This window comes from Streptomyces sp. NPDC101191 (assembly GCF_044767915.1).
Lineage (GTDB): Bacteria > Actinomycetota > Actinomycetes > Streptomycetales > Streptomycetaceae > Streptomyces.
The window spans coordinates 472,207-482,620 of the sequence record NZ_JBIWOU010000004.1; the positions used below are offsets into that span (position 1 = coordinate 472,207).

9 protein-coding genes are annotated in these 10,414 nt (G+C 74.7%); 4 read left to right on the top strand and 5 right to left on the bottom strand.

Annotated elements, in window-relative coordinates; genetic code table 11:
• Window positions 1-22: 22 nt before the first annotated feature.
• From ACIRQF_RS18725 to ACIRQF_RS18740, 4 genes are read right to left on the bottom strand one after another with little or no spacing between them, the layout of a single operon-like run.
• On the bottom strand, window positions 23-697 hold the full coding sequence (locus ACIRQF_RS18725) for an ATP/GTP-binding protein (RefSeq protein ID WP_376632372.1): 675 nt from the start codon (window positions 695-697) through the stop codon (window positions 23-25).
• A complete protein-coding gene (locus ACIRQF_RS18730; RefSeq protein WP_376632370.1) occupies window positions 678-1,091 on the bottom strand; it encodes a DUF742 domain-containing protein in 414 nt (137 codons plus the stop codon). Before ACIRQF_RS18730 ends, ACIRQF_RS18725 begins: the two co-directional genes overlap by 20 nt.
• Window positions 1,088-1,585, bottom strand: a complete 498-nt coding sequence (locus ACIRQF_RS18735) for a roadblock/LC7 domain-containing protein (RefSeq protein ID WP_376632368.1) — start codon at window positions 1,583-1,585, stop codon at window positions 1,088-1,090. Before ACIRQF_RS18735 ends, ACIRQF_RS18730 begins: the two co-directional genes overlap by 4 nt.
• Window positions 1,582-4,830, bottom strand: a complete 3,249-nt coding sequence (locus ACIRQF_RS18740) for a nitrate- and nitrite sensing domain-containing protein (RefSeq protein WP_404093400.1) — start codon at window positions 4,828-4,830, stop codon at window positions 1,582-1,584. Before ACIRQF_RS18740 ends, ACIRQF_RS18735 begins: the two co-directional genes overlap by 4 nt.
• 383 nt (window positions 4,831-5,213) lie before the next feature.
• Between ACIRQF_RS18740 and ACIRQF_RS18745 the strand changes: the two genes are divergently transcribed.
• On the top strand, window positions 5,214-5,996 hold the full coding sequence (locus ACIRQF_RS18745) for a hypothetical protein (protein WP_404093402.1): 783 nt from the start codon (window positions 5,214-5,216) through the stop codon (window positions 5,994-5,996).
• Window positions 5,997-6,279: 283 nt separating this feature from the next.
• On the opposite strand, the gene ACIRQF_RS18750 is transcribed toward ACIRQF_RS18745, so the two are convergent.
• Entirely contained in the window at window positions 6,280-6,765 is a 486-nt protein-coding gene (locus tag ACIRQF_RS18750; protein ID WP_376632363.1) for a MarR family winged helix-turn-helix transcriptional regulator, read from the bottom strand.
• Window positions 6,766-6,990: 225 nt separating this feature from the next.
• Between ACIRQF_RS18750 and ACIRQF_RS18755 the strand changes: the two genes are divergently transcribed.
• The 3 genes from ACIRQF_RS18755 (at window position 6,991) to ACIRQF_RS18765 (ending at window position 10,283) form a co-directional block, all read left to right on the top strand.
• Window positions 6,991-7,827, top strand: a complete 837-nt coding sequence (locus ACIRQF_RS18755; RefSeq protein ID WP_404093405.1) for a lysozyme — start codon at window positions 6,991-6,993, stop codon at window positions 7,825-7,827.
• 203 nt (window positions 7,828-8,030) lie between these two features.
• On the top strand, window positions 8,031-8,909 hold the full coding sequence (locus ACIRQF_RS18760) for a lytic polysaccharide monooxygenase (protein ID WP_404093408.1): 879 nt from the start codon (window positions 8,031-8,033) through the stop codon (window positions 8,907-8,909).
• A 222-nt stretch (window positions 8,910-9,131) separates the two neighbouring features.
• Window positions 9,132-10,283 carry a glutamate--cysteine ligase gene (locus ACIRQF_RS18765; RefSeq protein ID WP_376632357.1) on the top strand — a complete coding sequence of 384 codons (1,152 nt, stop codon included), beginning with the start codon at window positions 9,132-9,134 and terminating at the stop codon, window positions 10,281-10,283.
• Window positions 10,284-10,414 lie beyond the last annotated feature (131 nt).

The following is a 10,414-nucleotide window of genomic DNA, read 5'->3' on the forward strand; positions in this document are numbered from 1 at the left end:
GGGAGTGCGCGGGGCCCGGGGTCTACTCGGGGGTGGCGGCCAGGGCGTGCTCGACCATCGCGAGCAGCGTCTCGACCACGCTGTACCGCTTGCGCGCGTCCATGATCGTGATCGGGACGTGCGGCGGGACGGTCAGGGCGTCGCGGACGTCCTCGACCTCGAAGCGCTCGGTGCCCTCGAAGTGGTTGACGGCCACGACGTACGGCAGCCCGCAGCTCTCGAAGTAGTCGAGGGCCGGGAAGCAGTCGGTGAGCCGGCGCGTGTCGGCCAGGACGATCGCGCCGATCGCGCCGCGCACCAGGTCGTCCCACATGAACCAGAAGCGCTGCTGCCCGGGCGTACCGAAGACGTACAGCACCAGGTCGTCGTCGAGCGTGATCCGGCCGAAGTCCATCGCCACGGTCGTGGTCAGCTTGTCCGGCGTGGCGGTGAGGTCGTCGGTCTCCTCGCTCGCCTGCGTCATCAGCGCCTCGGTCTGGAGCGGGGTGATCTCCGAGACCGCGCGGACGAAGGTGGTCTTGCCGACGCCGAAACCGCCCGCGACGACGACCTTGGTCGCTATCGGGGCGCGGGTGTGGTCCAGCTGCCAGTCCTGCGCGCCCTCTTCGGGTTCGGGCTCGCCGGTGGGCTGGGCGGGGATCCCGGCGAGGGCCGGGGGTTCGGTGACGACGGAGGCGTCAGAGACGGCGGAGTCCACTCAGCACCCTTTCGAGGAGCGCGCGGTCGGGCTGGCCGGTACCGTGACCGGTCCCGTACACACGGATCTTTCCCTGGTCGGCCAGGTCGCTGAGCAGCACCCGGACGACCCCCAACGGCATCTTCAGGAGCGCCGAGATCTCCGCGACCGTCCGCATGCGACGGCAGACCTCGACGATGGCCCGCATCTCCGGCATCAGCCCGCGCGCGGCCGGCCCTCCGTCGGTGAGGACCTTGCGCTCGGGCGCCGCCTCGAGCGCGGCCACGAAGGTCTCCACGAGGAGAATGTGGCCGAAGCGGGTGCGGCCGCCGGTGAGCGAGTAGGGACGGACCCGGGAGGGGCGGCGCCCCTCCCCGCGTATCGGCAGCCGGTGGGCGTGCGCGGCGGCGGTCACCGGTCGCTCTCCGCGGCCTGGGCGGACTTGGCCAGCTCGCTGCGGAGTTCGGGCGTCAGGACGTGTCCGGCCCGGCCGACGAAGAGCGCCATGTGGTACGCGATGACGCTCATGTCGCAGTCCGGCGTGGCGTGCACGCCGAGCAGCGAGCCGTCGCTGATCGACATGACGAAGACGCTGCCGTCCTCCATCGCGACCATCGTCTGCTTGACCCCGCCGCCGTCCATCAGCCGGGCGGCGCCCACGGTGAGGCTGCCGATGCCCGAGACGATGGTGGCGAGGTCGGCGCTGGAGCCGCGCGGCCCGGCGGGCCGGTCAGCGTCGGGCGCGGCGGCCTGCGCCTGGGCCTCCGGGTCCGACGAGAGCAGGAGCAGGCCGTCGGAGGAGACGACCGCGACGGAGCGGACGCCCGGCACCTCCTCGACGAGGTTGCCCAGCAGCCATTGCAGGTTGCGGGCCTCGCTGCTCAGTCCGAATGTTCCGGTCGCAGTCAACTGCGTGCCTCCTCGACTGTGTCCCCCGTCTTCTCCGTGTTCTCATCGGGCCGTGCTGTCTGTGCGCCGTGGATCTCGGCCGCCACGTCGCGGCGGCCGTCCTCGGCTCCTCGCTGGAAGCCGCCGAGCCGCCGGCGCAGCGCCTCGGCGTCCACGCCACCGCGGCGTGCCGGCGCGGCGGGGGCGCCGGCCTGACGCACTATCCGCGGAGTGCGCTTGGGCAGCCCTTTGTCGGTGACCCGCTCCCACTGGCCGGGGCGCGGACCCGCGGCACCTTCCTCGGGCTCGGGGGCGCCCGTGGGGGTCTCGGGGTCGGGCTCCGGCTCGGGGGCGAGCTCGGTCACCGGGTCGGGCACGGTGGCCCCGGCCGGCGGCTGGCGCCGGGTCAGGGGCTCACGCGCGACCGGCGCCTCGTGCTCGGCCGACGGCTCCTCGGCGGCACGCTCGTGCGCGTCCGGCTCGGGGGGCGGGTCGGGCAGGCGGACCTGGAGGGTCGTCTCGGAGACGGACTCGCCGAGCGCGGGCGCGGGCGCGGCGGCGTCGGACTCGGGCCCGGAGCTGGCCGGCGACTCGGGATCCGAGCCGACGGCGGCCGGGGACCCGGGATCCGAGCCGGAGCCGGCCGGGGACGCGGGATCCGAGCAGGAGCCGGCCGGGGACGCGGGATCCGAGCCGAAGGCGGCCGGGGACGCGGGATCCGAGCCGAAGGCGGCCGGGGACGCGGGCGCGTACGCCTCCGCCCCGGCGGACCCGGGCTCGTACGCGCCGACGGGCTCTGCGGGGCCCGCCTCGGGCTCGTACACGTCCTCGGGGCGGGCCGGGAGGCCGCCCTCCGGCCCGTACGGGGGCTCGGCGGCGACCGCGGGGGGCTCAGTGGGCTCCGCGGCCCCCGACACGGCCCCGGCCGCCGCAGGGGCGTCCGTCGGCGGCTGCCCCGTCGCGGTCCGTGTCTCCGTCTCGGCCGCCGCGATCGCCCGCTCCGCCGCCTCGACCAGCGGGTCGCGGTGCCGGGACGGCAGCGTGTTGGAGTTGGCCTCGGCGACGGAGCCCGGGAGGTTGACCACGGCGGCCGGGCCCGTGCCGGTGACGGCGACGGTCGGCGGGACCGCGGTCGGCGGGGCCGTGGGAAGGAGCGGGAGCGGAAGGACCACGATGGCGGCGATGCCGCCCTGCTTCTGCTCGCGCAGCTCGACCCGCACGCCGTGCCGGGCGGCCAGCAGTGCCGCCACGCGGATCCCGAGGCCCTCGCCGTCGGTGTCGGTGATCTCGGGGTCGGCCAGCCGCGCGTTCAGTTCGGCCAGCCGGGACGCGGCGACGCCGATGCCACCGTCCTGGACGGAGAGCATGACCTCGCCGGACTCCAGGAGCCAGCCGGAGAGCTGGACCTGGGTGTCGGGCGGCGAGAAGGAGGTGGCGTTCTCCAGCAGTTCGGCGACCAGGTGGCTGAGGTCGTCGGCGGCGAAGCCGGCGACCTGCGCGTGCGGCGGCAGCGACTGGATGCTGACCCGCTCGTAGCGCTCGATCTCGCTGACGGCGGCGCGCAGCACGTCGACGAGCGGGACCGGGCCGGGGTGGCCGTGGTGGTGCTCGTGGCCGGCGAGGACCAGCAGGTTCTCGCTGTGGCGGCGCATGACGGTCGCCATGTGGTCGAGCTTGAAGAGCGTGGCGAGCCGGTCGGGGTCCTGCTCGCGCTCCTCCAGCTTCTCGATGACGCCGAGCTGGCGCTCGACGAGGCCGAGGCTGCGCAGCGAGAGGTTGACGAAGGTGTGCTGGACGGTGCCGCGGAGGCGTTGCAGCTCGGCGGTGAGCAGGGCGGTGTGGCCCTGGAGCTCGGCCCGCTGGGCGGCGAGTTCGGCGGCGAGGGTGTCGCGGGCGCCGGCCAGGTCGGCGCTCTCGCCGTCGAGCTGTTCGACCCGGCCGGCAAGGCCGGCGAGCTTGCCCTGGAGGGTGTTGAGGGACCGGACGACCTGGGCGAACTCGTCGTTGCGCCCGGTGAAGCAAAGGGGCTGCTCGTGCTGCGGCTCGGGGGCCGCGGCGAGCCGCGCCGCGCCGATGCGCAGGACGGCGAGCGGCCGGGTGAGGCTGCGGGCGACGTACGTGGAGATGCCGACGGCGACGAGCAGACAGCCGCCGAGGAAGGCGATGCGCAGTTCGAGCGCGGTGACGTCGTCGTCGCGGAGCTGGGCGAAGCGCTCGGCGCGCTGGGTGGCGAACGCGGACTCGACGCCGCGCATCTGCTCGATGCGCGCGGAGAGCGCGGCCTCCAGGCGGGCCGGGTCGGTGCCGAGCTCGGCCTCGGAGAGTTCGGGCCGGTCGGTGAGCCGGGCGAGGTAGCGCTCGGCGTTCTTGACGTCGGGTCCGGTGACGCCGGCGGCGAGGGAGTCGCGCGCGGCGGTGGGGGCGGCCTGGTCGAAGTCGGCGAGGGCGGCGAGTTCGCGGACCCGGGCCTGCTGGGCGGCTGCGGTGAGGGCGTTCCGGGTCCGGTCGGCCTCGGCGGCGCCCTCGGGCGGGTCGGTGACGTAGGAGCCGGTGGCCGGGTCGTAGTGGCTGCTGCCGCCGGACTCGGGCCGGGGGACGGCGAGGGCCGCCAGGAGCAGGCCGCGTTCGGCGGAGGCCTGTTCGGTGGCGCGGCCGAGGGCGGCGGGGGCGCGGACGGCCTCGGCGGCGCGGGCCGGGGTTCCTTCGGCGAGCTGGTCGGCGAGGGCCTGCAGCTTGGCGATGACGTCGGTGTAGGCCCGGTGGGCCTCCAGGGGGCCGCCCTTGCCGGTGAGGGCGGCGCGGCGGATGGAGGGCAGGGCGGCGAGGTCGCGGCGCAGGTCGGCGGGGGCGGCCTCGTGGATCTCGTCGATCTGGCGGTCGACGCGGGCGGACCTGGCGCCGGTGATCTGGCGCTTGGGACCCTTGTCCGCGCCGTCCCGGGACTGCTCGTCGCGGCCCGCGGCGATGTAGGCGACGACCTCGTCGCGCTCGTCGGAGAGCGAGTGGGCGAGGGTGACGGCCTGGCGGTCGAGCTCGGCGAGGGCGACGAGGCTGACGGTGTCGTCGAGGTCGCCGGACGCGGTCAGGACGGCGGGGGCGCCGGCGGCGAGCACGGTGACGCCGACGAGGGCGACGCCGGCGACGAGCCGGCTGCGGACGCGCTTCGTGCGGCCGGCCGGGGGCTCCGCGGGCAGGCCGGGGCTCTGCGGGTCACCGGGGGTCTGGCTCCGCGTGCCGTTGTTGCTCCGAGGCCGCTTCTTCTGCACCGGTGCTCGCATCCTTGACTCGTCCGCCCATGAAGCAGAGGTGACGACCGGTCACATGTAAGAGCCCCCACCCCTGGTGTGTCTTCCGACCATTTCAGCGGTTCTGGTCGAGGGACTCGCAACGGCCGCTCCGCCACCCGAACGAGTGAACAACACTCATGAGTTGGCGAACAACTTCTCACCGGGGCGTCCGGGGCGCCGGGCTTACCCCCGGTTGGATCTTCCGCGCGGGCTTTGGCAGGATGCCCGCCCGCAGCTTGCCGGAGCCCGCAGTTCCGGGCTCGTCCGCCCCCACGCCGCCTTGGTATAGGCCAGATTCGGCCGTTTGGAGGGGTTGTGAAGGAGCGATGCAGACCGAGCGCACACGGGGCAGACTGTGGATCATGCGTACGGAAGCGGCGACCCTGCCCGGCAGCCCCGAACGCCCCAACGAGGACTGGGCGGCCGCAGCTCTGCCCGCCGCGGGGGCGGGGGGCGTGGTGGTGGTCCTCGACGGGGTGACGCCCCCGGCGGGCGACGACGGCTGTGTGCACGGGGTGCCCTGGTTCACGGCTCGACTCGGCGGCGCTTTGACGGAACTGTCCGCTTCGCGACGCGATCTGACGCTGCCCGAGATCCTGTCGCTGGCAATCCGGCGCACCGCGGACGCCCACCGCGGCACCTGTGACCTTTCTCACGTCCGCACTCCACAGGCGACCGTGGCCCTGGCCCGCTGGGACGCGGTGGTGGTGGAGCACCTCGTCCTGTCGGACGCGGCGGTGCTCCTGGGGTCGCCGGACGGGTCGGTACGGGCGGTGCTCGACGACCGCCTCGATCACGTCCCGGACGGGATCCTGCGCTCCCGGGAGGCGACGGACCGGCTGCGCAACCGCGAGGGCGGCTTCTTCACGGCGGCGGCCGACCCGTCCGTGGCGGCCCGCGCGGTGACCGGCACGAGCCCCCGGACGCGGGTCCGGGCCCTCGCCGCGCTCAGCGACGGGGCGACGCGCTGGGTGGAGCTGTTCGGCAGGGGCGACTGGAGGGACCTCTTCGACGTCCTCGACGCGGAGGGCCCGCGCGGCCTGCTCCAGCGGGTGCGGGGCCTGGAGACGGCGGACGCCGAGGCCGGCGGCACCCGCCGCTGGAAGCTCCACGACGACGCGACGGCGGTGTACGCGGAGCTCTAGGGGACGCCTCGCCGATCAGGCACCCCCCAGCGCGCACGGGACGGGCAGGCGTCCGCGCGTCGTCCCCGGAGCCCGGGCCCACGCCGCGCGCGCCGCCCGGGGCGCACGCCGCCCGGGGCGCACGCCGCCCGGGCCCACGCCGCCCGCGCACGGACCGGCCCTCCCGCGTACGCCCGTGTGCGGACCGGCCCTCCCGCGTACGGACCGCCCCGCCCGTGTGCGGACCGCCCCTCCCCGCGCTCGGGCCGTCCCGTCCGGCCCGCCGCCGTCGGCCGACGGCCGGTCAGCCCTCCGCCGACCGCACGTTGAAGTGATGCAGCAGCCGGGCCAGTTCCGCGACCTCCGCGCGGTCCCAGTCGGCGAGCTTGCGCACGTACCGCTCGCGGCGGGCGTCCCGTACGTGCCGGAAGCGGCCCTGGCCCTCCTCGGTGAGCCGGACGAGCGAGGCGCGGCCGTCGGCGGGGTCGGGGTCGCGGGCGACCAGGCCGAGCTCCTCCAGGGCGCGCAGCTGGCGGCTCATGGTGGCCTTGCCGACGCCGAAGTAGCCGGCGAGGTCGGTGGCGCGCTGGGGCCCGGCGTCGTCGAGGCGCACGAAGAGTCCGTAGGCGGCGGGCTCCAGTTCGGGGTGGACCTCGCGGGCCATCTCGCCGGACTGGGAGCGGGCGCGGCGCAGGAAGACCGCCAGTTCGCGTTCCAGGGCAAGGAATTCCTGGTCCACACCACTCCCGCCGTTGGATCCGGATTCGCTCCCCGTACCGCTTACGTGCACGTCAGCACCCCTCGCACGCTTTCCGCTCGCTGAAAGTTTCTTCCGCCGCGGGCCATCGCCGCAGCTCTTTCAGTATTTCGCAGGCGTAGACCAACGGCAGCCCCCTGGCCCCCTTCCGTCGGCAGGTCTACGTGCGTAGCGTCGTCCACGGCGACCCCGCCTGACATGTCCACACCATAGACATGTCGACCTCGCTCCCCCCACCGAGCCTTTCGGAGGCACGCAATGCGTGTGCACAGATCCGGAACGACCCTCGCCGGCGCCGCCCTCGCGGCCCTGGCCCTCCTCCTCCCGCTGTCCCTCTCCGGAACCGCCAGCGCCGCCCAGGACCCCGGCGCCCGGCAGACCCCCGCCCGCGGCTCCGCCTACATGGGCATGGGCGTGATCGCGCACGACGGCCAGGGCGCCAAGCCCGGCGGCGTCTCCGCGCTGGCCGCCCAGACCGAGGGCGTGGACGTCTCCAGCCACAACGGGAACGTGGCCTGGCAGACGCTGTGGAACAGCGGGGTGAAGTGGGCCTACGTCAAGGCGACGGAAGGCACGTACTACAAGAACACCTACTTCACGCAGCAGTACAACGGCTCGTACAACGTGGGCATGATCCGCGGCACGTACCACTTCGCGACCCCCGACACGACGACGGGCGCGGCGCAGGCGGACTACTTCGTGAACAACGGCGGCGGCTGGTCGAAGGACGGCAGGACGCTGCCGGGCGCGCTGGACATCGAGTGGAACCCGTACGGCGCGACCTGCTACGGCAAGACGCAGTCCGGGATGGTCGCCTGGATCCGGGACTTCGTGGACCGCTACAAGGCCCGTACCGGCCGTGACCCGGTGATCTACACGGCGACGAGCTGGTGGACGCAGTGCACGGGCAACTACGGCGGCTTCGCCGGCGCCAACCCGCTGTGGATCGCCCGGTACGCCTCCGAGGTCGGCACGCTGCCGGCCGGCTGGGGCTACTACACGATGTGGCAGTACACCTCGTCCGGCCCGACGGTCGGCGACCACAACCACTTCAACGGGGACTACTCACGGGTGCAGGCCCTGGCCAACGGCTGACGGGCGCACGAACGACGACTGCGTGGGGCGGCGGGCCTCCCGGGTGAGCGGCACACCCGGGAGGCCCGCCTTCTTCGTCGCACCTCTTGCCCATTGGTATGGACCAATGCGACCCTCGGGGCGGCGTACGGCATCGACAACTCCCGTGCGTCCGCAGTGTGTTGCTCACCCGTACTCCCCCACGCACGAGAGAGAGCCCTCGCATGCCGCCTTACCGCCGCACCCCCGCCCTCGTCGCCGCGCTCTCCGCGGCGGCGGCACTGACCGCCCTCACCCCGACCGCCGCGCAGGCCCACGGCGCCGTGTTCGACCCGGTCAGCCGGATCGCGGCCTGTTACGCGGAGGGGCCGGAGTCCCCCGACTCGCAGGTGTGCAAGGACCTCGTCGCCGACTCGGGCACCCAGCCGCTCTACGACTGGAACGAGGTCAACATCGCCAACGCCGACGGCAGGCACCAGGCCGTGATCCCCGACGGCAAGCTCTGCTCGGCCAACCGCGAGAAGTACCGCGCCCTCGACTGGGCCCGCACCGACTGGCCGGCCACGGCGGTCGCCGCCGGAACCTTCGGCTTCAGGATCCGGGTCACGGCCCCCCACTCGGGCACCATGACGATGTACGTCACCAAGCAGGGCTTCGACCCCACCCAGCCGCTGAAGTGGTCCGACCTCGACAGCACCCCCGTCGCCGTCCACGCCACCACCCGCACCTCGACCGACGGCTACTACACCTTCAACGGCACCCTCCCGAACCGCACCGGACGCCACATCGTCTACATGGTCTGGCAGCGCAACGACAGCCCCGAGGCCTTCTACAGCTGCTCGGACGTCACCTTCGGCGGCGGTACGGCGGCGAAGGCCGCGGCCGCGCCCGAGGCCCCGACCGAGGCCGAACTCGCCGCGGGCGCCTCGCTCTCCACGGTCAGCCACGCCGGCCACGGCGGCGACGAGCAGCCCCCGGCCCTCTCCGCCGACCTCGCCGAGCCCCCCGCCTCCCCGCTCCCCCTCGCCCTCGCGGGCGCCGGCGCCCTCGCCGTCTTCGGCGCCGGCAGCCTCCTCCTCGTCCGCCGCCGCGGCGAGTCGTAGGCCGGCGCGGCGAGTCGTAGGCCGGCGCGGCCCTGAGCGACCCGGCCCCTGGAAGAGGACGTTCCACGTTCTCTTCCAGGGGCCGTTCCGGTGCTCCGGTGTCGATTTCACGCCATCCGTCCCGGGACGGGTGGGAGGCGGTGCCTCCGTGGACAAGCTTCGGGAAAGCTCTGTTCGAACGGCCGTCAGCGCACCTCGTCCGACCGTGAAGGAGAGCACTCCATGCGGGATCAGCGGCAGTGGGTCTACCACCGCGGGCAAGGATTACGCACGTTCGGGGTGGAGGAGGAGCTGCTCCTGGTCGACCCCGGGACCGGGCTTCCCCAACCGCTCGCCGGCACCGTCACCGAGATCGCCGCCTGGCACGCCGACGTGCAGCGGGAGGCCGACCGGGGCGAGCCGGTGAAGCCCGAGTTGTTCTGCGAGATGCTGGAGATCGGCACCCGGCCCTGCGCCACGGCGGACGAGCTCGCCGAGCAGCTGCGCCAGGCCAGGTCCGCCGCCGCGGCCGCGGCCAAGGAGGCGGGGGTGGCGGTCGCGGCGCTCGCGACCGCGCCGATGCGCTTCGACCCGCTCCTCACCCCCAGCGACCGCTACCGGCTCATCGAGGACCGCTATGCACGGCTCGTCGACGACAAGCTGACCTGCGCCTGCCACGTCCACGTGCATCTCGCCTCGGCGGAGGAGGGCGTCGGGGTCCTGGACCGGATCCGGCCCTGGCTCGCGCCGCTCCTCGCGCTCAGCGCCAACTCGCCGTTCTGGCAGGGCCAGGACACGGGGTACGCGAGCTGGCGCCACCAGCTGTGGTCGCGCTGGCCCATGAGCGGGCCCGCCGAGCTGTACGGCGACGTCGACGCGCACGAGGAGACCACCCGGGCGATGCTGGCGAGCGAGGTGCTCGTCGACGACCACATGGTCTACTTCGACGCCCGGCTGTCGCGCAGCTACCCGACCGTGGAGGTGCGGGTCGGCGACGTGTGCCAGCTCACCGAGGACGCCCTGCTCCTCGCCGTACTCGTGCGCGCCCTGGTGGAGACGGAGGCCCGGGCCTGGCGGGCCGGGCTGGAGGCCGATCCGGTGCCGACCGTCGTGCTGCGCCTGGCCGCCTGGCGGGCCAGCCGTTTCGGCCTCGGCGGCGAGCTGCTGCACCCGTTGACCTGGCGCCCGGCCCCGGCCGCCGCCGTGCTGGAGGCCCTGATCGACCACGTCACCCCGGCGCTGCGGGCGGCGGGCGACCTCGACCGGGCGGTGCGGGGCACCGAGCTGCTGCTCGCCCGGGGCACCGGAGCGGACCTCCAGCGCGCCGCGCACGCCGGCGGGGGGAGCCTGGCCCCGGTCGTGGCCGACGCCGTGCGCCGTACCGTGCCCGCCTGAGCCGCCGGTGGGGGGGCCCCCCCGCGGGGGGGGGGCCCCCCCGGGGGGGGGGGCCCCCCCGGGGGGGCCCCCCCCCCCGCCGGGCGCCGGGGGGGGCCCCCCGGGCGAAGCGGCCCGCCCCGGCGGCCGCC